At 73.9% G+C, this 21,203-nt stretch carries 21 protein-coding genes; 12 read left to right on the top strand and 9 right to left on the bottom strand.

Going from position 1 to position 21,203, the window contains the following annotated elements; all coding sequences use genetic code 11:
- Nucleotides 1–60 precede the first annotated feature (60 nt).
- The 4 genes from AB0O36_RS09010 to AB0O36_RS08995 all read left to right on the top strand — a co-directional run bounded on the left by AB0O36_RS09010 (nt 61) and on the right by AB0O36_RS08995 (nt 4,014).
- Nucleotides 61–696 (top strand): response regulator transcription factor, encoded by a 636-nt coding sequence (locus AB0O36_RS09010; protein WP_365106894.1) that lies wholly within the window; start codon nt 61–63, stop codon nt 694–696.
- A 295-nt stretch (nt 697–991) separates the two neighbouring features.
- A complete protein-coding gene (locus AB0O36_RS09005; RefSeq protein WP_365106242.1) occupies nt 992–2,530 on the top strand; it encodes a DUF2252 domain-containing protein in 1,539 nt (512 codons plus the stop codon).
- A 244-nt stretch (nt 2,531–2,774) separates the two neighbouring features.
- A complete protein-coding gene (locus tag AB0O36_RS09000) occupies nt 2,775–3,536 on the top strand; it encodes a hypothetical protein (RefSeq protein WP_365106891.1) in 762 nt (253 codons plus the stop codon).
- A 133-nt stretch (nt 3,537–3,669) separates the two neighbouring features.
- Nucleotides 3,670–4,014 (top strand): rhodanese-like domain-containing protein, encoded by a 345-nt coding sequence (locus tag AB0O36_RS08995; RefSeq protein WP_365106239.1) that lies wholly within the window; start codon nt 3,670–3,672, stop codon nt 4,012–4,014.
- 1 nt (nt 4,015) lies between these two features.
- Here the strand turns inward: AB0O36_RS08995 and AB0O36_RS08990 are convergent, their stop codons facing one another.
- From AB0O36_RS08990 to paaA, 6 genes are all read right to left on the bottom strand, one after another.
- Nucleotides 4,016–5,158, bottom strand: a complete 1,143-nt coding sequence (locus AB0O36_RS08990) for an acyl-CoA dehydrogenase family protein (protein ID WP_365106236.1) — start codon at nt 5,156–5,158, stop codon at nt 4,016–4,018.
- 130 nt (nt 5,159–5,288) lie between these two features.
- Nucleotides 5,289–6,389 carry a 2Fe-2S iron-sulfur cluster-binding protein gene (locus tag AB0O36_RS08985; protein ID WP_365106233.1) on the bottom strand — a complete coding sequence of 367 codons (1,101 nt, stop codon included), beginning with the start codon at nt 6,387–6,389 and terminating at the stop codon, nt 5,289–5,291.
- On the bottom strand, nt 6,390–6,920 hold the full coding sequence (gene paaD, locus AB0O36_RS08980) for a 1,2-phenylacetyl-CoA epoxidase subunit PaaD (RefSeq protein WP_365106230.1): 531 nt from the start codon (nt 6,918–6,920) through the stop codon (nt 6,390–6,392).
- A complete protein-coding gene (gene paaC, locus AB0O36_RS08975; RefSeq protein WP_365106888.1) occupies nt 6,914–7,597 on the bottom strand; it encodes a 1,2-phenylacetyl-CoA epoxidase subunit PaaC in 684 nt (227 codons plus the stop codon). Before paaC ends, paaD begins: the two co-directional genes overlap by 7 nt.
- Nucleotides 7,598–7,686: 89 nt before the next feature.
- Complete coding sequence (gene paaB / locus AB0O36_RS08970; RefSeq protein ID WP_365106227.1) at nt 7,687–7,971, bottom strand: 1,2-phenylacetyl-CoA epoxidase subunit PaaB; 285 nt, start codon at nt 7,969–7,971, stop codon at nt 7,687–7,689.
- On the bottom strand, nt 7,968–8,960 hold the full coding sequence (paaA, locus tag AB0O36_RS08965; RefSeq protein ID WP_365106225.1) for a 1,2-phenylacetyl-CoA epoxidase subunit PaaA: 993 nt from the start codon (nt 8,958–8,960) through the stop codon (nt 7,968–7,970). The genes paaB and paaA overlap by 4 nt, the downstream gene beginning before the upstream one ends.
- A 175-nt stretch (nt 8,961–9,135) precedes the next feature.
- On the opposite strand from paaA, the gene AB0O36_RS08960 reads away from it, so the two are divergent.
- From AB0O36_RS08960 to AB0O36_RS08950, 3 genes are read left to right on the top strand one after another with little or no spacing between them, the layout of a single operon-like run.
- Nucleotides 9,136–9,765, top strand: a complete 630-nt coding sequence (locus AB0O36_RS08960; protein WP_365106222.1) for a DUF5819 family protein — start codon at nt 9,136–9,138, stop codon at nt 9,763–9,765.
- A complete protein-coding gene (locus AB0O36_RS08955; protein WP_365106219.1) occupies nt 9,753–11,021 on the top strand; it encodes an HTTM domain-containing protein in 1,269 nt (422 codons plus the stop codon). The genes AB0O36_RS08960 and AB0O36_RS08955 overlap by 13 nt, the downstream gene beginning before the upstream one ends.
- Before the next feature lie 10 nt (nt 11,022–11,031).
- Nucleotides 11,032–11,796, top strand: a complete 765-nt coding sequence (locus AB0O36_RS08950; protein WP_365106216.1) for a TrmH family RNA methyltransferase — start codon at nt 11,032–11,034, stop codon at nt 11,794–11,796.
- A gap of 282 nt (nt 11,797–12,078) precedes the next feature.
- Here AB0O36_RS08950 and paaN read toward each other — a convergent pair whose 3' ends face one another.
- Nucleotides 12,079–13,764: a phenylacetic acid degradation protein PaaN gene (gene paaN / locus AB0O36_RS08945; protein WP_365106213.1), complete on the bottom strand. Its 1,686-nt coding sequence runs from the start codon at nt 13,762–13,764 to the stop codon at nt 12,079–12,081.
- 124 nt (nt 13,765–13,888) lie between these two features.
- Here paaN and AB0O36_RS08940 point away from each other — a divergent pair, with 124 nt between their 5' ends.
- Together AB0O36_RS08940 and AB0O36_RS08935 are read left to right on the top strand one after the other, a co-directional pair.
- Complete coding sequence (locus AB0O36_RS08940; RefSeq protein ID WP_365106211.1) at nt 13,889–15,400, top strand: 3-hydroxyacyl-CoA dehydrogenase; 1,512 nt, start codon at nt 13,889–13,891, stop codon at nt 15,398–15,400.
- Entirely contained in the window at nt 15,397–15,993 is a 597-nt protein-coding gene (locus tag AB0O36_RS08935) for a TetR/AcrR family transcriptional regulator (RefSeq protein ID WP_365106208.1), read from the top strand. The genes AB0O36_RS08940 and AB0O36_RS08935 overlap by 4 nt, the downstream gene beginning before the upstream one ends.
- Before the next feature lie 90 nt (nt 15,994–16,083).
- On the opposite strand, the gene AB0O36_RS08930 is transcribed toward AB0O36_RS08935, so the two are convergent.
- Together AB0O36_RS08930 and AB0O36_RS08925 are read right to left on the bottom strand one after the other, a co-directional pair.
- Nucleotides 16,084–16,656, bottom strand: coding sequence for a GNAT family N-acetyltransferase (locus AB0O36_RS08930; protein ID WP_365106206.1), 573 nt, complete (start codon nt 16,654–16,656; stop codon nt 16,084–16,086).
- A 53-nt stretch (nt 16,657–16,709) separates the two neighbouring features.
- Nucleotides 16,710–17,345: an Lrp/AsnC family transcriptional regulator gene (locus AB0O36_RS08925; protein WP_365106204.1), complete on the bottom strand. Its 636-nt coding sequence runs from the start codon at nt 17,343–17,345 to the stop codon at nt 16,710–16,712.
- 205 nt (nt 17,346–17,550) lie between these two features.
- Here AB0O36_RS08925 and pdhA point away from each other — a divergent pair, with 205 nt between their 5' ends.
- From pdhA to AB0O36_RS08910, 3 genes are read left to right on the top strand one after another with little or no spacing between them, the layout of a single operon-like run.
- The gene (gene pdhA, locus AB0O36_RS08920) at nt 17,551–18,690 is read left to right on the top strand and encodes a pyruvate dehydrogenase (acetyl-transferring) E1 component subunit alpha (RefSeq protein ID WP_365106201.1); all 1,140 of its coding nucleotides are present in this window, start codon (nt 17,551–17,553) and stop codon (nt 18,688–18,690) included.
- Nucleotides 18,690–19,694, top strand: a complete 1,005-nt coding sequence (locus tag AB0O36_RS08915; protein ID WP_365106199.1) for an alpha-ketoacid dehydrogenase subunit beta — start codon at nt 18,690–18,692, stop codon at nt 19,692–19,694. Before pdhA ends, AB0O36_RS08915 begins: the two co-directional genes overlap by 1 nt.
- Nucleotides 19,694–21,112 (top strand): dihydrolipoamide acetyltransferase family protein, encoded by a 1,419-nt coding sequence (locus AB0O36_RS08910; RefSeq protein WP_365106197.1) that lies wholly within the window; start codon nt 19,694–19,696, stop codon nt 21,110–21,112. Before AB0O36_RS08915 ends, AB0O36_RS08910 begins: the two co-directional genes overlap by 1 nt.
- The last annotated feature ends 91 nt before the right edge of the window (nt 21,113–21,203 follow it).

Here is a 21,203-nt window from a genome sequence, read left to right as displayed (position 1 = left end):
GGCACGGGCGTGGGCACGGGTGTGGGCACGGGCGGCGGGGCGGCGCGGACGGTACGGGTGGTGATCGCCGACGACGAGCCGCTGATCCGCGCCGGGATCCGGTTGATCCTCACCTCCGACCCGGCGGTCGAGGTGGTCGCGGAGGCGGCGAACGGCCGCGAGGCGGTGGAGCTGGCCCGGGCCTTCGTGCCGGACGTGGTGCTGCTCGACATCCAGATGCCGGTGATGGACGGGCTGACCGCGCTGGGCGAGCTGCGGCGGGCGGTGCCGTCGGTGCGGGCGCTGATCCTGACCACGTTCGGGGAGAAGGAGAACGTGCTGCGGGCGCTGGAGCAGGGCGGGTCCGGCTTCCTGCTGAAGGACTCGGCTCCGGCGGAGCTGATCGGGGCGGTACGGGCGGCCGCGGCCGGGGACGCGTACCTCTCTCCGGCGGCGACCCGGCACGTGGTGGACCAGCTGGCCTCGGGCCGGGCGGCCTCCCGGGGCGAGCAGGCGCGGCGGCGGGTGGCGGAGCTGAGCGAGCGGGAGCGCGGGGTGCTGGCGCTGCTGGGCGAGGGGCTGTCGAACGCGGACGCGGGGCGGCGGCTGCACATGAGCGAGGCGACGGTGAAGACGTACGTGAGCCGGATCCTGGCGAAGCTGGAGTGCGAGAACCGGGTGCAGGCGGCGCTGCTGGCACGGGACGCGGGGCTGTAGCCGGCCGGCCCGGGGGCGGCCTGGGAGTCGGGGGGTCGGCCGGGCGGGTCACGGGGCGGTGCCCCGGGTGAGCCCCGTCCGGTGCTCGCGGTGGGCTTCGCGGCGGGCTTCGCGGCGGCCGTGCAGCGGTTCTCGGGGTGGTCCTGGTGGGGGCCCCGCGGTGGTCCCCACGGTGGTCCCCACGGTGGTCCCCGTGACGGTCCGTGCGGCGTACCGGCAGGTCACGGCTTCCGTAGGCGCCTTGGGATCGGTACCTTCGTCCGGTCACTGGGCATGATCGATGGGGGCGGCAGGCATGGGCACCTACACGGGCGGCACCGGCACGGGTACCGGCGGGGGCATCAGCGCGGACGCGGCCACGGCCGCGGCAGCGGGCGCGGGCTCCGGCGCCGTGGCGGGCTCGGGCGCGACCGCGGACCGGGCGCCGGGACAGCCGGTCGCGGGGCAGCCGGCGAGGATCCCGGTCGTGCCGGGCTTCGCGCCGCGCGGCACGGCCGTCGGTACGCCCAAGAACGCGGGCAAGGACCTTCGGGCCCGGGTGCCGCGCGCCTCGCACGCCCGCTTCGAGGTCGCGGCCGGCCGTCCGGACGCGGTGCGTGCCGTGGAGGAGTCCAACCACGGGCGGGTGCCGGAGCTGACCCCGATACGGGTGGGCCGGATGACGGCGAACCCGTTCGCCTTCCTGCGCGGTGCGGCCGGGCTGATGGCGTACGACCTCGCGGACACCCCGGTCACCGGGGTGGCGGCACAGCTCTGCGGGGACGCGCACGCGGCCAACTTCGGTCTCTACGGCGATGCGCGCGGCCGCCTGGTGATCGACCTCAACGACTTCGACGAGACCGTCGTCGGGCCGTGGGAGTGGGACGTCAAGCGGCTCGCGGCCTCGCTGGTGCTGGCCGGCCGGGTGGCCGGGGCGGACGAGGACACCTGCCGGGCGGCCGCCCAGGACGCCGTGGGCGCCTACCGGCGGACGATGCGGCTGCTGGCGCGGCTGCCCGCGCTGGACGCCTGGAACGCGATCGCCGACGAGGAACTGGTCTCGCACACGGACGCGCGGGACCTGCTGGGCACGCTGGAGCGGGTCTCGGAGAAGGCACGGAACAACACCAGCGCCCGGTTCGCGGCCAAGTCCACCGTGGTGGACGCGGACGGGTCGCGCCGCTTCGAGGACGCGCTGCCGGTGCTGCGGCGGGTCGGGGACGCGGAGGCGGCGGCCGTCGCGGCCTCCCTCGGCGGCTACCTCGGCACGGTCCAGGGCGACCGGCTGCCGCTGCTCGCCCGGTACGCCATCCACGACGTGGCCTTCCGCGTGGTCGGCACCGGCAGCGTGGGCACCCGGTCGTACGTGGTGCTGCTGCTGGACCACCGGGGCGAGCCGCTGGTGCTCCAGGTGAAGGAGGCCCGGCCGTCGGTGCTGCTGCCGTACCTGCCGGAGGGCTTCGACCGCTCCCCGGCGGCGCACGAGGGGCAGCGGGTGGTGGCCGGCCAGAAGCGGATGCAGGTGGTCTCGGACATCCTGCTGGGCTGGACCACGGTGGAGGGCCGGCCGTTCCAGGTGCGGCAGTTCCGCAACCGCAAGGGCAGCGTGGACCCGGCGGCGCTCTCGCCCGACCAGATCGACGACTACGGCCGGATGACCGGGGCGCTGCTGGCGCGGGCGCACGCGCACAGCGCGGACCCGCGGCTGCTGGCCGGGTACTGCGGCAAGAACGAGGAGCTGGACGAGGCCGTGGCCGCGTTCGCGGTGGCCTACGCGGACCGGACGGAGGCGGACCACGCGGACCTGCAGGCGGCGGTGCGGTCCGGGCGGATCGCGGCGGAACTCGGGGTCTGACCGCTCGTGCCCGGCGTGACCCGTGGGGCCCTCCGGTGGCGTCTGACCCACCGGGTCCACGCCGCCGGGGCCGGACACCCTCTAGGCTGGCCGGGTGAGTGAGCAGACTGTCCCGGAGGACGACGCGGCGGGTACCGAGAGCGGTGCGGGTGCCGAGGGCGCTGCGGGCGCCGAGAGCGCTGCGGGCGCCGAGAGCGCTGCGGGCGCCGAGGGCGCTGCCGGTGCCGAGCGGCCGGAGGCGCGGCTGGAGCGGGCCGTGCGGGCCGCCGAGCAGGCGCTGATCGAATTCGAGATCGCGGTGGAGACCTTCCGGGTGGAGGTGGAGAACTTCTCCCGGCTGCACCACCGCAAGCTCGGCCCGATGTACTCCCGGCTCGACGAGCTGGACGCGCTGATCGCCGAGGCGCGGGCGGAGCGGTCCGGGGACCCGGAGGACCTGCGCCGGGCGCGCGAGGCCCGGGCGCTGGTCATGCCGATGCCCGGGGTGGAGGAGCTCTTCCACGACTGGCTGGGTTCGGACGGGATCGCCGAGGACGCGGCGGCCATGCTCACCGAGCAGCCGGTGCAGCCGCCGGAGCGGGTCAGGCCGTCGGAGGAGGCGCGGCGGCTCTACCGCGAGCTGGTCCGGCAGGCGCACCCCGATCTGGCGCAGGAGGACGCGGAGCGGGAACGGCGCGACGCGTTCCTCGTCAAGGCGAACGCGGCGTACGCGCGGGGCGACGAGCAGCTGCTGCGCGAGCTGGCCGCGGAATGGGCGGCCGGGCCGGCGCCGGAGGCGGCGCGGCCCTCGGAGGCCGAGGAGCTGTACGCGCGGCTGGAGTGGCTGGCGCAGCGCAAGGAGATGCTGGCCCTGGTGGCGCGCGAACTGGAGGACAGCGCGATCGGGGCGATGCTGCGGATGGCGCCGGAGGACCCGGACGGGCTGCTGGACGAGATCGCCGGGCAGCTGCGGACGCAGGTGTCCGAGCGCGAGGCGGAGCTGGCGGGCCTGACTTCGGAAGCCTGACCCCGGAAGCCCGACCCCGCCGACCCCGCCTTTCGGGACACGGCCGGGCTCCGGGCCGGGTTGCGGGTACCGTGGCAGGCGGGCGTACGAGCACGCGTGCGCCCGAGCAGACGAGAGAAGAAGGCGGCAGGGCATGCACTTCGGCACGCTTCCCACGGTCGGTGTGGACGCGCTGGGCGCGGACAGCTTCATCCTCGACGTCCGGGAGGCCGACGAATGGCAGGCCGGTCACGCCGAGGGCGCGCTGCACATCCCGATGAGCGAGTTCGTGGCCCGCTTCGGTGAGCTCACCGAAGCCGCCCCGGACGGCGACAAGGTGTACGTGATGTGCCGGGTGGGCGGGCGCTCCGCGCAGGTCACCGGCTACCTGCTGCAGCAGGGCATCGACGCCGTGAACGTGGACGGCGGCATGCAGAGCTGGGAGGCCGCCGGCCGCGCGGTGGTCACCGACGCGGGCGTCCCCGGCAGCGTGATCTGACTCAGGCGAGGGGATGGGCGGCCAGCAGGTCGCCCAGGAGCTCCTCGTGCGCTGCGGCAGGGCCCAGGGCGAGCTCCAGCTGCTTGGCCCAGGCGTGGTAGCGGTGCAGGGGGTAGTCGGTGTCGGCGCCGAAGCCGCCGTGCAGGTGCTGGGCGGTCTGGACGACCCGCCGTACGCCCTCCGAGGCCCAGATCTTGGCCACCGCCACGTCCCCGGCGACGGGCAGTGGTCCGCCCGCCCCGCCGGTCGCCGCGTCCAGCCGCCAGGCCGCCTGCCAGAGGGTGACCTCCATCGCCCGCAGGTCGATGTAGCGGTCGGCGGCCTGGACCGCGACCGCCTGGAAGGTGGCCACCGGGAAGCCGAACTGCTCGCGTTTGGCGGTGTACCCGCTGGTCATGGAGAGCACGGCCTCGCCCAGGCCCAGTGCCAGCGCGCAGGTGCCGGTGGTCAGCAGCGCGCGCAGCCGTTCCCAGGCGCCGGGAGCGTCGATCAGGTGCGTGGCCGGCACGCGTACGCCGTCCAGGGTGAGCTCGGCGAACCGCTCACCGCTGGTCGAGTACTGGTCGCCCAGGGACAGTCCCGCTGCCTCGCACGGGACGAGCGCGAGTACGGACTCGGCCTCACCGGTGTGGGCGGGTACGGCGATCCAGTCGGCGCCGTGTGCCCAGGGCACGGCAGTCTGTACGCCGTTCAGGACCCAGACCCCGCCGTCCCGGACGGCCGTCACGGCCAGCTCGGCCGGGTCGTGCCCGGTCCGGCCGCCGGAGGCGGCGGTGAGCACCGGCCCGCCCGCGGCCGCGCCGGGCAGCAGCTCGGCGGCCAGCTCGGCCGAGCCGTGCTCCTGGACGGCCATGGCGGTGGCGCAGTGCTCCAGCAGCGGGACCCGGGCCAGCACCTTCGCGGACTCGCGCAGCACCAGGCAGAGCGCGATGGCGTCCAGCCCGGCACCGCCGTGTTCCTCGGCGAGGACCAGGCCGAGCAGGTCGGAGGCGGCCAGCTTCGCCCACAGCGGGCGGTCGAAGTCTTCGGCCACCGCGCCCGGGGTGAGTGCGGGACTGGGCACCCCGTCCGGGGCGACGTCCGCGAAGACCGCCCTGGCCGCTTCGACGGCCGCCTGCTGCTCCTCGGTGAAGGTGAAGTCCACTGCCTGTCCTCCCGCGCGCAGGTCCCCGTCCCGATGCCGGTCCGGCACCCGTATCAGATCTGACGGAGCGTCAAGATAGAACAGGTTCCTGCAATTGGACAGGGGCCGGGCGGACCGCGCGGGGGTCGGCTCAGCGGTCGAAGTCGATCTCGACCTCCTCCGATTCCGGGTGGGACTGGCAGGCCAGCACGAAACCGGCCTCCGTCTCGTGCTCCTCCAGCGCGTAGTTCCGGTCCATCCGGACCTCGCCCCGCACCACGAACGCCCGGCAGGTGCCGCACACCCCGCCCTTGCAGGCGTAGGGGGCGTCCGCCCGGTTCCGCAGCACCGCGTCCAGCAGGGACTCGCCGTCCTGCACCGGCCAGGTGCCGGACCGGCCGTCGAGGCGGGCGGTGACCCGGCTGTGCGAGGAGGACACCGACATGGCCGTCGGCGCCGGCGCCGGGGCGCTGTCCACGTGGAAGATCTCCTCGTGGATCCGGTCCCGGTCGACACCCAGGCCGCGCAGTGCCCGCTCGGCACCCTGGACCAGCCCGTAGGGCCCGCACAGGAACCAGCCCGCCACCGAGCCGACCGGCAGCAGCGCCGGCAGCAGGTCGCTCAGCCGCTCCTCGTCGAGCCGGCCGGACGGCAGCCCGGCCTCCTGCTCCTCCCGGGACAGCACGGTGACCAGCTGGAACCGCTCGGGATAGCGGTCCTTCAGGTCGGCGACCTCCTCCAGGAACATCGTGGAGGCAGCCGTCCGGTCGCTGCGGACCAGGCAGAACCGGGTGTCCGGCCGCGCCGCCAGCAGGGTCGAGACGATGGACAGCAGCGGGGTGATGCCGCTGCCGCCGGCGACCGCGGCGTAGTGCCCGCCGGCCGGGGCGGTGGCCGGGTCCAGGACGAACCGCCCGGCCGGGACCATCACGTCCAGCACGTCACCGGGGACCACTTCCTTGTGCGCGTACGTGGAGAACTCGCCGCCCTCCACCAGCCGGACGCCCACCCGCAGTTCGCGGGGTCCGGGCCCGCCGGGCGCCGGAGCGGGGGAGCAGATCGAGTAGGTGCGGCGCACCTCCCCGCGCTCGGCTCCGCGCCGCCGCATGGCCAGGTGCTGGCCGGGGGCGTGCCGGTACTCCTCGCGGAGCTCCTCCGGGACGCTGAGGGTCAGGGCCACGGAGTCGTCGGTGAGCCGGTCGACCGCGGCCACCGTCAGGGGGTGGAAGGCGCCGTGGCGCGGTGCGGCCATCTACAGCTCCTTGAAGTGGTCGAAGGGTTCACGGCAGGACGTGCAGCGCCGCAGCGCCTTGCAGGCGGTGGACGAGAAGCGGCTGAGCAGCTCGGTGTCGGTGGATCCGCAGTTCGGGCAGCGCACCGACAGCGTGACCGGCACCGGGCCGCCGGCCGAGTGCGGCCGGGGCGGGGCGATGCCGAACTCGGCCAGCTTGCGGCGGCCTTCGGCGCTGATGTCGTCGGTGGACCAGGCGGGCGCCAGCACCGTCTGCACCGAGACCTCGGCTATGCCGCGGTCGTGCAGGGCGCGCTCGATGTCCGCGGACATGGCCTCGATGGCCGGGCAGCCGGTGTAGGTGGGGGTGAGCGAGACCTCCACCACGCCGTCCTCGCGTATCCGCACCCCGCGCATCACGCCCAGTTCGGCCAGGCTGAGCACGGGCAGCTCCGGGTCCGGCACCGCGCCGGCCAGCGCGGCCAGTTCTTCCTCCAGCCGGCTCAGGGCCGGGGTTCCGGTCCGGGGGGCCGGGCGGGTCGTGGTCACCATGACGCCCCCGGGTGGCTGCGGTGCAGGTGCTGCATCTCGGCGAGCATCCGCCCGAAGGGCTCGGTGTGCAGGCCCTGGCGGCCGGCTCCCGCCGCCCAGGCGCCGTCACGGGGGCCTTCGGGCAGCTCCAGCCCGGCCCGGTCGAGCACGGCGCCCAGCTCCGTGAGCCAGCGCTCTTCCAGGGCGGCGTAATCCACGTCGATGCCCTCGACGGGACGGAACATCTCGCCGGTGAACTTCCACAGGGCGGCCAGCCCGGCCCGCATCCGGCGGGTGCTCTCCTCCGTGCCGTCGCCCAGGCGCAGGGTCCACTGCTCGGCGTGGTCGCGGTGGTAGGCGGTCTCCTTGACGGCCTTGGCCGCCAGCGGGGCGAACGGGCCCCCGCCCGCCGCAAGGGCCTCGAACAGCCCCTGCTGGTAGAGGGAGAAGTACAGCTGGCGGGCGATGGTGTGGGCGAAGTCGCCGTTGGGCTGTTCCACCAGCTGGAGGTTGCGGAAGGACCGCTCCTCGCGGAGGAAGGCCAGTTCGTCCTCGTCGCCGGCCATGGACAGCAGGACGCGGGCCTGGCCGAGCAGGTCGAGGGCGATGTTGGCCAGCGCCACCTCCTCCTCCAGCACCGGGGCGTGCCCGGCCCATTCGCCGAGCCGGTGGGAGAGGATCAGCGCGTCGTCGCCCAGGGCGAGTGCGGCCGCCGTGGGGACCGTCGCCGTGCCCGTCGCCGACTCGGTCGTCGACCCGGTCGTCGTGTCCGTCGTGGAACCGGTGCTCACAGGTGCTGCACCCCCTCCGGGATGTCGTAGAACGTGGGGTGCCGGTACGGCTTGTCGGCGGACGGGGCGAAGAACGGGTCCCGCTCGTCCGGCGAGGAGGCGGTGACGGCCGTGGAGGGCACCACCCAGATGGACACGCCCTCGTTGCGCCGCGTGTACAGGTCGCGGGCGTTGCGCAGGGCCATCTCGGCGTCGGGGGCGTGCAGGCTTCCCGCGTGGGTGTGCGAGAGCCCGCGCCGCGACCGGACGAACACCTCCCACAGCGGCCAGTTCTGCGTCATGCCCGTGCCTCCTCATTGGTGTGCTTCGCCGCGTACGCCGCGGCCGCGTCCCGTACCCAGGCGCCCTCTTCGTGGGCCCGGCGCCGCTGGCCTATGCGGTCCTCGTTGCACGGGCCGTTGCCCTTGAGGACGTCCCAGAACTCGGTCCAGTCGATGGCGCCGAAGTCGTGGTGCCCGCGCTCCTCGTTCCACCGGAGGTCCGGGTCGGGCAGGGTCAGGCCGAGGCTCTCGGCCTGCGGCACGGCGATGTCCACGAACCGCTGGCGCAGCTCGTCGTTGGAGTGGCGCTTGATCCGCCAGGCCATGGACTGGGCCGAGTGCGAGGACTCGTCGTCCGGCGGGCCGAACATCATCAGCGAGGGCCACCACCAGCGGTTCACGGCGTCCTGGGCCATCTCGTGCTGGGCCTGGGTGCCCTGGGAGAGCGCGAGCAGCAGCTCGTAGCCCTGGCGCTGGTGGAAGGACTCCTCCTTGCAGATGCGGACCATGGCGCGTGCGTACGGGCCGTAGGAGCACCGGCACAGCGGGACCTGGTTGGTGATGGCCGCGCCGTCGACCAGCCAGCCGATGGCGCCGACGTCGGCCCAGGTCAGCGTCGGGTAGTTGAAGATCGAGGAGTACTTCTGGCGGCCCGCGTGCAGCTTGTCGAGCAGCTCGTCGCGGCTGGTGCCGAGGGTCTCCGCGGCGCTGTACAGGTACAGCCCGTGTCCGGCCTCGTCCTGCACCTTCGCCATCAGGATCGCCTTGCGGCGCAGCGAGGGCGCCCGGGTGATCCAGTTGGCCTCGGGCTGCATGCCGATGATCTCGGAGTGCGCGTGCTGGGCCATCTGGCGGACCAGCGTGGCGCGGTACTCCTCGGGCATCCAGTCCCGGGGCTCGACGCGCTCCTCGGCCGCCACTGCGGCGTCGAAGGCCGCCACGAGGCCCGCGAGGCCCGTGGGGTCCGCGTGGTCCTTGTCCTGCCCCGTCTCCGAGGTCACTGCCACCATCCCGGCCCCCTGCCAGCGTCTGGTCCAGATCCGTTTCCGCCCGACCGACCGATCGTTCGGTTCATTCGCTTCAATGGTGAGACGAGGGCCCGTAGGGTGTCAACCTCTTGTGGATGCCTGTGGACGACCGGAGCCGCCGACCGGCGCGGTCCGCGGCGGCCCGGACGGGGGTGGGATGGACACGGACCAGAGCACGGGCGGGGGCATCGCCGCGCTTCCCCTGCCGCACCGGATCGCCGCCGCCCTCGCCCTCGGCGCCGTCGCGGTGGCCGCCTGCCTCCACCTCAGCCTGGTGTTCCTGCACGTCGCCCCGCCCAACACGGTGGGCCAGCGGCACAAGGCGACCGTGGACGCGTGGATCTACCCCGAGTTCGAACAGAACTGGAAGCTCTTCGCTCCCAATCCGCTCCAGCAGAACATCGCCGTGCAGGTCCGCGCCCAGGTCCGCACCGCCGACGGCAAGCGCGTCACCACCGGCTGGCGCGACCTGTCCGCCGAGGACGGCGCGGCCATACGCGGCAACCCCTTCCCCAGCCACGTGCAGCAGAACGAGCTGCGCCGGGCCTGGGACTTCTTCACCGGCTCGCACGACGACGAGAACCGCCCCCAGGGGGAACGCGGTCGGCTCTCCGAGGAGTACCTGCGGCGGATCGCCCTGCTCCGCGTCGAACCCCGGTTCCCCGGCGGACACGTGCTGCGGTTCCAGCTGAGGTCGGCCACCACCGCGCTGCCGCCGCCGGCGTGGAGCGAGGAGAAGACCGACACCGAGACGTACTACCGGGAGCTGCCGTGGTGGACCGCCTGAGGGAGCGGGCCCGGGAGGCGCTGGCCTCGGTGACCGGGCGGCCGCTCGGCCCGTACCAGAGCGCCGCCGTCCGGATCGGCTTCGCCGCGACCTGGCTGGTCTTCCTGGTGCGGGAGTTCCCGCACCGGCGCGAGCTGTACGGACCCGGCGGTCCGTGGGGGTTCGACCTCGCCGAGCGCCTGGTCGCCGGCAACCACGCCTTCACCGTGCTGCTGTGGTCGGACTCCGTCCTCTGGTTCGAGACGGTCTACGCGGTGGCGGTGCTCTCGTCGGTGCTGATGCTGCTGGGGTGGCACACCCGGGCGGCGTCCGTGCTGTTCATGGCCGGGGTGCTGTCGCTGCAGAACCGCAGCGTGTTCATGGGCGACGGCGGCGACAACGTCGTCCACCTGATGGCGATGTACCTGGTGCTGACGCGGTGCGCCCGCGTCTGGTCGCTGGACGCGCGCCGCACGGCGCGCACCGGCCCGGCGCGCGGGCCGGCCGGCCCGCTGCTGTGGGGGCTGCTGGGGCTGGTGCTGGGCCACGCGACGGTGACCGACCGGCTCGACTGGTTCTGGCTGGCGGTCTTCGGCTGGCTGTGGATCGCCCAGGGCGTGTGGTGGCTGGCGGAACGGCGCGGTCCGGGCGGCCCCGGGCGGGCGCTGCTGGACGTGCTCGCCAACCTGGTGCACAACGCGGCCCTGCTGGTGATCATGGTGGAGGTCTGCCTGATCTACGCGACCGCCGGCTGGTACAAGATCCAGGGTTCGCGCTGGCAGGACGGGACGGCGCTGTACTACCCGCTGGGCCTGGACTACTTCACCCCGTGGCCGGGGCTGTCGTCGCTGGTGGCGGGCAGCGGGACGCTGGTGATGGCGCTGACCTACGGCACCGTGCTGGTGCAGGTGGCCTTCCCGTTCGCGCTGGCCAACCGGCGGATCAAGAACGTGCTGCTGGCCGTGATGATGCTGGAGCACCTGGGCATCGCGCTGCTGCTGGGTCTGCCGGTGTTCTCGCTGGCGATGATCGCGGCGGATGCGGTGTTCCTGCCCACGGTCCTGCTCCTCTGGCTGGGCGGCCGCGCCGCGGTCCTGCGGGGCGCCGTGCGGGGCCTCCTGCCCGTCCCGCGGCTTCCCGGGAGTCCCGGGGATCCCGGGGCGCGGGGCGTTCCGCTGCCTCCGCCGCGGGACGCCGAGGCGGATCCGGCCGGTGGCCCCGCTCCGGGCCCGGCGCCGCGCGCACCGGCGGGACGGGGCGGGACCGGGCAACCGTAGGCTCCTCGGTATGAACGACGAGCGGCAGGCGGCGGAGACCGGACGGGCATGGCGGGAGGCGGCGGAGGACGACCGGCTGATCCTGCTGGACGGGTTCCACGCCCTCAAGCACGCCCTGCGGTTCGGTGCCGAGGTGCGGATGGTGGTGGCGGAGGACCCGGACGCACTGCTGGCGCTCGCCGCTGAGCTGGCCCCGGACGTGACCGACGCCGTGCGCGCGCTCGTCCGGCAGGCTCCGCTGGCCGGGCTGGTGGCCCGGGTGCACCCGACGCGGGTGGCCGCGCTCGCGGTCCGGCCCGATGCGGCGGCCGGGCGGGCGGCGCTGGATCGGATGCCGCGGAGCGCGCCGGTGGTGCTGCTGGACAACCCCCGCAACCTCGGCAACGTCGGCGCGGTGGTGCGGCTCGCGGCGGGCTTCGGCGCGACCGGCGTGGTCACCCGGGGGGATCTCGACCCCTGGCACCCGAACGTGGTGCGGGCGGGGGCGGGGCTGCACTACGCCACTGCCGTGGCGCGGGTGACGTTGGAGGGCCTGCCGCCCGGGCCGCTGTACGCGCTGGATCCGGAGGGGGCGGACATTCGCTCGCTCGTTCTGCCGGACGATGCGGTGCTCGCCTTCGGCTCGGAGCGGCAGGGGTTGTCGGCGGAGCTGCGGGAGCGGGCGGATCGTCTTGTTTCGCTGCCGATGCGGAGGCAGGTGTCCAGCTACAACCTGGCGACCAGTGTGGCGATGACGCTGTTCCACTGGGGTGGGCCGGTGGCGGACGAGGACTAGGGCGGGTTGCCCTGGGGCCCGGCTCCGGAAAGGGTGCGGAGCCGTGGCGGGGTGCCCGGGGCCCGGCTCCGCAGCGGATGCGGAGCCGGGCTGAGGGAGCTGCGATGCAGGCGTGCTGCGGTGCCGTGTGCCCACCTTCCCCAGACTCCGTCCGGGGGGACCCCCACCCCCAAGCTCTCGACTGCGCTTGAGCAGGGGGGACCCCCATCGCCCTGCGGCACGCCTGCCCACACGGCGGTGGCAGCCACGGCCGCCTGCCCAGACGGCGGCCCGCGGCAAGGGTTACGCCTGGCGGCGGACCTGGATGACGCGGAAGCGGTTGGAGACGAAGGCGCCGTCGCAGAGGGCGGCGTTGGCGGCCGGGTTGCCGCCGGAGCCGTGGAAGTCGGAGAACGCGGCGGTCTGGTTCACGAAGACCCCGCCGGTCAGGTTCAGCGAGAGCTGGGCCGACTCCTCCAGGCAGACTTCCTCGACCGCCCGCTCGGTGTCCTCCGAGGTCGTGTAGGCGCCGACCGTCATGGCGCCCTTGTCGCGCACCGTACGGCGGAGCAGGTCCAGCGCGTCGGCCGTGGAGTCCACCGCCACCGCGAAGGAGACCGGACCGAAGCACTCGGAGAAGTACGCCGCTTCCGGGTCGGGCTTGCCGGCGTCCAGCTTGACCATGACCGGGGTGCGGACCACGGCGTCGGGGAACTCCGGGTTGGCGATCTCCCGCGAGGCCAGCGCGACTTCGCCGAGGCCGGCCGCCGCCTCCAGGCGGGCCTTCACGTCCGGGTTGACCAGCGCGCCCAGCAGGGCGTTGGCCCGGGCGTCGTCGCCCAGCAGGCCGTCCACCGCGGCGGCGAGGTCGGCGACCACCTCGTCGTACGACTTGTGGCCCGCGTCGGTCTCGATGCCGTCCCGGGGGATCAGCAGGTTCTGCGGGGTGGTGCACATCTGGCCGCTGTAGAGGGAGAGGGAGAAGGCGAGGTTCCCCAGCATCCCCTTGTAGTCGTCGGTGGAGTCCACGACCACCGTGTTGACCCCGGCCTTCTCCGTGTAGACCTGCGCCTGCCGGGCGTTGGTCTCCAGCCAGTCGCCGAAGGCGGTGGAGCCGGTGTAGTCGATCAGCTTGATCTCGGGCCGGACGGCGAGCGTCTTGGCGATGCCCTCGCCCGGGTTCTCGGTGGCCAGCGCCACCAGGTTCGGGTCGAAGCCGGCCTCGGTGAGCACCTCGCGAGCCACCTGCACCGTCAGCGCCAGCGGCAGCACGGCCCGCGGGTGCGGCTTGACCAGGACCGGGTTCCCGGTGGCCAGGGAGGCGAACAGGCCCGGGTAGCCGTTCCAGGTGGGGAAGGTGTTGCAGCCGATGACCAGCGCGATGCCCCGCGGCACGGCGGTGAAGGTCTTGCCCAGCTCCAGCGGGTCCTTCTTGCCCTGCGGCTTGGACCAGTCGGCCCGGCCGGGCACCCGGGTCTGCTCCTCGTACGCGTACGCCACGGCCTCCAGGCCGCGGTCCTGCGCGTGCGGGCCGCCCGCCTGGAAGGCCATCATGAAGGCCTGCCCGCTGGTGTGCATGACCGCGTGCGCGAACTCGTGCGTCCGGGCGGAGATGCGGGCCAGGATCTCGATGCAGACCAGCGCGCGGACCTCCGGTCCGGCGTCGCGCCAGGCGGCCATGCCGGCCTTCATCGCGGGGAGCAGCACGTCAGGGTCGGCGTGCGGGTACTCGACGCCCAGCTCGGGGCCGAACGGGGACACCTCGCCGCCGGTCCACCCGTCCGTGCCGGGCTGGCCGAGGTCGAGGCGGGTGCCGTGCAGGGCCTTGAACGCGGCCAGGCCGTCGGCGGGAGCGGTCTCCCCGTACGCCTTGGGGTGCTCGGGGTGCGGGGACCAGTAGGCACGGCTGCGGATGGCCTTCAGGGCCTCGTCCAGGGTCGGACGGTGCTTCTCGGTGAGCAGTGCGGCGGACAGGTCGGCGGCGGCCATCAAGACCAACTCCTCGTTGAGCCGGGCGTAGCGGAGCAGACTGGAGTTAGAGTAACCGAACGATCGGTCGGGACAAGAGGGCCCGGGCGTTCCTGTGGACAGCCCGGTGCGGGAGGATCAGGACATGACAGCTATCGAGCGCTCCCGCACCGTGGCGGTCGTCGGCGCCGGAACGATGGGCCAGGGCATCGCCCAGGTCGCCCTCGCCGCAGGCCACCGCGTACTGATCCAGGACGTGGACCAGGCCCGTGCCCGGGCCGGCCGGGACGCCGTGCTGGAGCGGGTGGAGCGGCTGGTCGCCAAGGGCCGGCTGGACCGGGACGAGGCCGAGGCCATGGCCGGGCGGATCGGTGCCGCCCACGCCCTCGCGGAGCTCGCCGACGCGGCCCTGGTGATCGAGGCGATCGTCGAGGACCCCGCCGTCAAGCGCGATCTCTTCACGGCACTGGAAAAGGTGGTCGCCCCGGACGCCCTGCTGGCGACCAACACCTCCTCCCTCTCCGTGACCGAGCTCGCCGGCGCCCTGGAGCACCCGGGACGGTTCGTCGGCCTGCACTTCTTCAACCCGGCCCCGCTGCTGCCGCTGGTCGAGGTGGTGAGCGGCTTCGCCACCGACCCCGCGGCGGCGGAGCGGGCGTACGCGACGATGTCCGCCTGGGGGAAGTCCCCGGTCCGCTGCGCCGACACCCCCGGCTTCATCGTCAACCGGATCGCCCGCCCCTTCTACGCCGAGGCGCTCGCGGTGTACGAGGAGCGCGGCGCCGACCCGGCGACCATCGACGCCGTGCTCCGCGAGAGCGGCGGCTTCCGGATGGGCCCCTTCGAGCTCACCGACCTGATCGGCCAGGACGTCAACGAGGCGGTCACCCGCTCCGTGTGGGAGTCCTTCTTCCGCAGCCCCAAGTTCCTGCCCTCGCTGGCGCAGCGCCGGCTGGTCCAGTCCGGGCGGCTCGGCCGCAAGTCGGGGCAGGGCTGGTACGCGTACGGCCCGGAGGCCGGGGCGTCCCTCCCGCACACGGCCGGCCCGGAGGAGGCCCCGGCCGCCGTGACCGTGGTCGGCGACCTCGGCCCGGCCGCCGCCCTGACCGCGCTGATGGCCGAGGCGGGCATCGAGGTCACCGAGGTGGCGTCCGGGGGCCCGTACGTCCAGCTGCCCGGTGAGGGCCAGCTCGTGCTCGCCGACGGCAAGACCGCGATCGAGTTCGACGACGTCGTCTACTTCGACCTGGCGCTCGACTACCGGGGTGCCACCCGCATCGCGCTCTCCGCCTGCGAGGACACCTCCGAGCGGACGCTGGCCGAGGCGATCGGCCTGTTCCAGCGGCTGGGCAAGCAGGTCAGCGTCATCGGGGACGTCCCCGGCATGATCGTCGCCCGGACCGTGGCGATGCTGATCGACCTGACCGCCGACGCCGTCGCCCGGGGCGTGGCCACCGCCGAGGACATCGACACCGCGATGCGGCTCGGCGTGAACTACCCGCTCGGACCGGGCGAATGGCACGACCGGCTGGGCCGGGACTGGGCCTACGACCTGCTGCACCACCTCGACGAGCGGATCCCCGGCGGCCGCTACGCGCCCTCGCTCGCCCTCTACCGGAGCGGCTACCAGGCCGGTCCGGAAGGCGGTGCCGAGTGACGACCGCCCGCCGGGACACCTACACCCCTGAGACGCTGCTGTCGGTCGCCGTGGAGGTCTTCAACGAACGCGGCTACGACGGCACGTCGATGGAGCACCTCTCCAAGGCCGCGGGCATCTCCAAGTCCTCGATCTACCACCACGTAGCGGGCAAGGAGGAACTGCTGCGCCGGGCGGTCAGCCGGGCCCTCGACGGCCTCTTCGGCATCCTGGAGGAGCCCGGTGCCGGCCGCGGCCGCGCCATCGACCGGGTCGAGTACGTCACCCGGCGCACGGTCGAGGTGCTGGTCGCGGAACTCCCCTACGTCACCCTGCTGCTGCGGGTGCGCGGCAACACCCGCACCGAGCGGTGGGCGCTGGAACGGCGCCGCGAGTTCGACCACCGGGTCGCCGACCTGCTCAAGGCCGCGGCGGCCGAGGGCGACCTGCGGCCTGACGTGGACATGCGGCTGGCCACCCGGCTGCTGTTCGGCATGGTGAACTCGCTGGTCGAGTGGTACCGGCCGCACCCCGGCACGCCCGCCCCGGAGACGTCGGCGCTGGCCGACACGGTGGTCCGGATGGCCTTCGACGGCCTGCGCACCACACCCTGAACCCCGGCCCGGAGCACGGCCTGAGGCTCCGGGCCGGACCCCGTCCGGCCTCGCCGGCCCGGTCCGCCGGCCGGGTCCCGCCGCGGTACCTCAGCGGTCCAGGCGGGCGGCCAGAGCGGCCTTCGCCGCCGGCCAGTCGGTGTCCGTGAGGCTGAACAGGACCGAATCGCGGACCCAGCCGTCCGGCATCACCATGTGCCGGCGCAGGACGCCCTCCTGCACGCCGCCGATCCGGGCTATCGCCGCCCGCGAGGCGGAGTTGCGCACGTCCGTCAGCAGCTCGACGCGCTGCGTGCCGAGGGTCTCGAAGGCGTACGTCAGCATCAGCAGCTTCGCCTCGGTGTTGACGGCGGTGCGCTGCCAGGAGCGGCCGATGAAGGTCCAGCCGATCTCCAGCCGACGGTGCTCGGGGACCATCTTCAGGAAGCGGGTGGAGCCGGCGATCCGGCCGGTGGCCAGGTCCACCGTGGCGAACGCGAGGTCGGTGCCGGCCGTCTTCGCCGCCCCGGCGTCGTCGATCCAGCCGCGCACGTCGTCCGGGTGGGGGACCAGGGTGACCGGCAGCTTCCACAGCTCGCCGTCCCGGATGGCCTCGCACATTCCGTCGTGGTGGCTCTGGCCGAGCGGTTCCAGCCGGACGTACCGGCCCGTCAGCGTGGGCATGGCGGATCTCTCCCGGAGTCAATGGTGTGATGATCTTCGGGGAGGGTAGCCGGTCACTCCTCGGAGAGGGCCGGGCCGGTGCCCGGGCCGGGGTCCAGCAGATCCGTTTCCTCGAACACCAGCAGGGTGCGGGTGGACAGCACCTCCGGGATGGACTGCAGCCGGGTCAGGACCAGCTCGCGCAGGGTGCGGTTGTCCGGGGTGTGGACCAGCAGCAGGACGTCGAAGTCGCCGCTGACCAGGGCGATGTGCGCGGCGCCGGGCAGCTCCCGCAGCTTCTCCCGGACCGTGCGCCAGGAGTTCTGGACGATCTTCAGGGTGATGTACGCGGAGGCGCCCTGGCCCGCCCGCTCGTGGTTGACCCGGGCGGTGAACCCGCGGATGACGCCGTCGTCGATCAGCCGGTTGATCCGCGAGTAGGCGTTGGCCCGGGAGACGTGCACCTGCTCGGCGACCGACCGTATGGAGGCCCGGCCGTCCGACTGGAGCAACCGGAGGATCGAGCGGTCGACCGGGTCCAGGGGGCGCGGCGGGACGGGTGTGCCCGGCGGGGCCGGCCAGACCGGTGCTCCCGGCCCGGCGGGTGCTCCCGGCGCGGCGGGTGCTCCCGGCGCGGCCGGTGGGACGGCTGCGGCGCGCTGCTCCGCGCCCTGCTCGGTTCCCGCTCCGGCCATTTGTTCATCCGGCATTGCCCGCTGCCTCCCTCTGCTGGACGTCCTGCATCCATACCAGGGCCCCGGCGCCCGTTTGTCCACAGCCTGCTGCCGCCTGTAGCCAAAATGTGCGGACGACCGAACAATCGGTAGGTGAGGCGCCTCACACCGGAGCGCGCCTCCCCCAGCCACGGCTGGGAGGTGCCCCCAGCCCGCTTCCCACGAGGAGGTGTACGCCGCCATGACGGTCCAAGAGCTGCCCGGTGCCGGTGCGTCGTCGTCCTACCGGCCCACTCCGCCGCCCGCCTGGCGGCCCCGCACGGACGCCGCTCCGCTGCTCCCGGACCCCGAGCCGTACCGGGTGCTGGGCACCCCCGCGGCCGAGAAGCTCGACCCCGAGCTGATGCGCCGCTACTACGCGGAGCTGGTCCGGGGCCGGCGGTACAACGCCCAGGCCACCGCGCTGACCCGGCAGGGCCGGCTCGCCGTGTACCCCTCCACCGTCGGCCAGGAGGCCTGCGAGATCGCCGCCGCGGTGGTGCTCAAGGAGCAGGACTGGCTCTTCCCCAGCTACCGGGACACCCTCGCGGCGGTGGCCCGGGGCCTGGACCCGGTCCAGGCGCTCACCCTGCTGCGCGGCGACTGGCACACCGGCTACGACCCGCACGAGCACCGGATAGCCCCGCTGAGCACCCCGCTCGCCACCCAGCTGCCGCACGCGGTGGGCCTGGCGCACGCGGCGCGGCTGCGCGGCGACGACGTGGTGGCCCTGGCGATGATCGGCGACGGCGGCACCAGTGAGGGCGACTTCCACGAGGCGATGAACTTCGCCGCGGTCTGGCAGGCGCCGGTCGTCTTCCTCGTCCAGAACAACGGCTTCGCGATCTCCGTGCCGCTGGCCAAGCAGACCGCCGCCCCGACCCTGGCCCACAAGGCCGTCGGGTACGGGATGCCGGGCCGCCTGGTCGACGGGAACGACGTGGCGGCGATGCACGAGGTGCTCTCCGAGGCGGTCGACCGGGCCCGCTCCGGCGGCGGCCCGACCATGATCGAGGCGATCACCTACCGGATCGAGGCCCACACCAACGCCGACGACGCCACCCGGTACCGGGTGGACGCCGAGGTCGAGGCGTGGAAGGCGCACGACCCGGTGGAGCTCCTCGAACGCGAGCTGACCGCACGCGGAATCCTCGACGAGGAGGGCATTCGGGTGGCCAGGGAAGCGGCGGAGACCATGGCGGCGGCCCTGCGCGAGCGGATGAACGCCGACCCGGTGCTGAACCCGATGGATCTTTTCGAGCACGTCTACGCCGAGCGGACGGACCGCCTGCGGGAGCAGGCGGCGATGCTGCGGGCCGAGCTGGAAGCGGAGAACGAGTAATGGCGGCTTCGGCACTGGCTGCGAAGCCGGCCACGATGGCGCAGGCCCTGACCCGGGCCATGCGCGACGCGATGGCGGAGGACCCCACGGTCCACGTCATGGGCGAGGACGTCGGCACGCTCGGCGGGGTCTTCCGGATCACGGACGGGCTGGCCAAGGAGTTCGGCGAGGACCGCTGCACGGACACCCCGCTGGCCGAGGCGGGCATCCTCGGCGCCGCGGTGGGCATGGCCATGTACGGGCTGCGCCCGGTCGTGGAGATGCAGTTCGACGCGTTCGCCTACCCGGCCTTCGAGCAGCTGATCTCCCACGTCGCCCGGATGCGGAACCGCACCCGGGGAGCGATGCCCCTCCCGATCACCATCCGGGTGCCCTACGGCGGCGGCATCGGCGGCGTGGAGCACCACAGCGACTCCTCCGAGGCGTACTACGTGGCCACGCCCGGCCTGACGGTCGTCACCCCGGCCACGGTGGAGGACGCGTACGGGCTGCTGCGGGCCTCGATCGCCTCGGACGACCCGGTGGTCTTCCTGGAGCCGAAGCGGCTCTACTGGTCGAAGGCGGAGTGGTCGCCGGAGGCCCCGGCGGCCGTCCCCGGCATCGGGAAGGCCGTGGTCCGCCGCCCGGGCACCGGCGCCACGCTCGTCACGTACGGCCCCTCGCTCCCGGTCTGCCTGGAGGCTGCCGAGGCAGCCCGCGAGGAGGGCTGGGACCTGGAGGTCGTGGACCTGCGCTCGCTGGTCCCGTTCGACGAGGAGACGGTGGTCGCGTCGGTACGCCGTACGGGCCGTGCGGTGGTGGTCCACGAGGCCAACGGCTTCGGCGGACCGGGCGCGGAGATCGCCGCCCGCATCACGGAGCGCTGCTTCCACCACCTGGAGGCGCCGGTGCTGCGGGTGACGGGACTCGACATCCCCTATCCGCCGCCGATGCTGGAGAAGTACCACCTGCCCGGCGTGGACCGGATCCTGGACACCGTGGCCCGGCTGCAATGGGAGAACTGATGCCCAAGGTGATGGAGTTCAGGCTGCCCGACCTCGGCGAGGGACTCACCGAGGCGGAGATCGTCCGCTGGCTGGTCGCCGTGGGCGACGTGGTGGCGGTGGACCAGCCCGTGGTCGAGGTGGAGACGGCCAAGGCCATGGTGGAGGTGCCCTGCCCGTACGGCGGAGTGGTCACCGCCCGCTTCGGCGAGGAAGGCACGGAACTTCCGGTGGGGGCTCCGCTGATCACCGTCGCGGTGGGCGTCGGCGACTGCAAGGACCTGGACCCGGACACGGCGGCGCCGGCCGCCGGGGAGGGCGCGGCCACTGCCGCGGCGGATGCCGATCCCGCCGCGTCGGGCTCGGGCAACGTCCTCGTCGGCTACGGCACGGACCATTCGCGTCCGGCCCGGCGCCGCCGTGTCCGCCCGGCCGGGGGGCCGGGCGGGTCCGGCCCGGCCGGCCGGGCAGCGGCCCCGGCCGCGCCGCCGGTGCCGGCCCCCGTGCCCGCTCCGGCCCCCGCGGCCGTCGCGGCGGCACCCGCTGCCGGGACGGCTGTCCACACCGGTCCGGTCCCCGTCATCTCCCCGCTGGTGCGCAAGCTCGCCCGGGACAACGGGGTCGATCTGCGCGCCCTGCACGGGTCCGGCCCCGAGGGTCTGATCCTGCGGGCCGACGTCGAGGCCGCCCTCCGAGAGCCCGTGGCCCTGCCCGCGGCCCCGGCCACGGCCACCGCGGCCCGGCCGGCGGAGGGGAAGCGGATCCCGCTCAAGGGGCTGCGGGGCGCCGTCGCCGAGAAGCTCTCGCGCAGCCGGCGGGAGATCCCGGAGGCCACCTGCTGGGTGGACGCGGACGCCACCGAGCTGATGGCGGTGCGGGCCGCGATGAACGCGGCCGGCGGCCCGAAGATCTCCGTCCTCGCCCTGCTGGCCCGGATCTGCACGGCGGCACTCGCCCGCCACCCCGAGCTCAACTCGACGGTGGACCTGGCGGCCAACGAGATCGTCCAGCTGCCCTCGGTCCACCTGGGCTTCGCCGCCCAGACCGAGCGCGGGCTGGTCGTCCCGGTGGTCCGCGACGCGCACACGATGAACCCGGAGGAGCTGTCGGCCGAGTTCGCCCGGCTGACGGAGCTGGCCCGGGCGGGCAAGCTCGCCCCGTCGGACCTCACGGGCGGCACCTTCACCCTCAACAACTACGGGGTGTTCGGCGTCGACGGCTCCACGCCGATCATCAACCACCCCGAGGCGGCCATGCTGGGCGTCGGCCGGATCGTCCCCAAGCCCTGGGTCCACCAGGGCGAGCTGGCGGTCCGCCAGGTGGTGCAGCTCTCGTTCACCTTCGACCACCGGGTCTGCGACGGCGGTACGGCGGGCGGCTTCCTGCGCTTCGTCGCCGACTGCGTGGAACAGCCCGCGGTCCTGCTGCGCAGCCTCTAGGTGTATTGACCACGAGCGTTGTTAACGGGGCTGGGTCTTGATGATGACGAAGACCTCCGGTGTGGTGGAGGTGTCTAGGACTACACCGCAC

The sequence above is a fragment of the Streptomyces sp. NPDC089799 genome (assembly GCF_040684755.1).
Lineage (GTDB): Bacteria > Actinomycetota > Actinomycetes > Streptomycetales > Streptomycetaceae > Streptomyces.
Note: the sequence above shows the minus strand (reverse complement) of the source record. Positions and strands in the feature narration are given on the sequence as shown.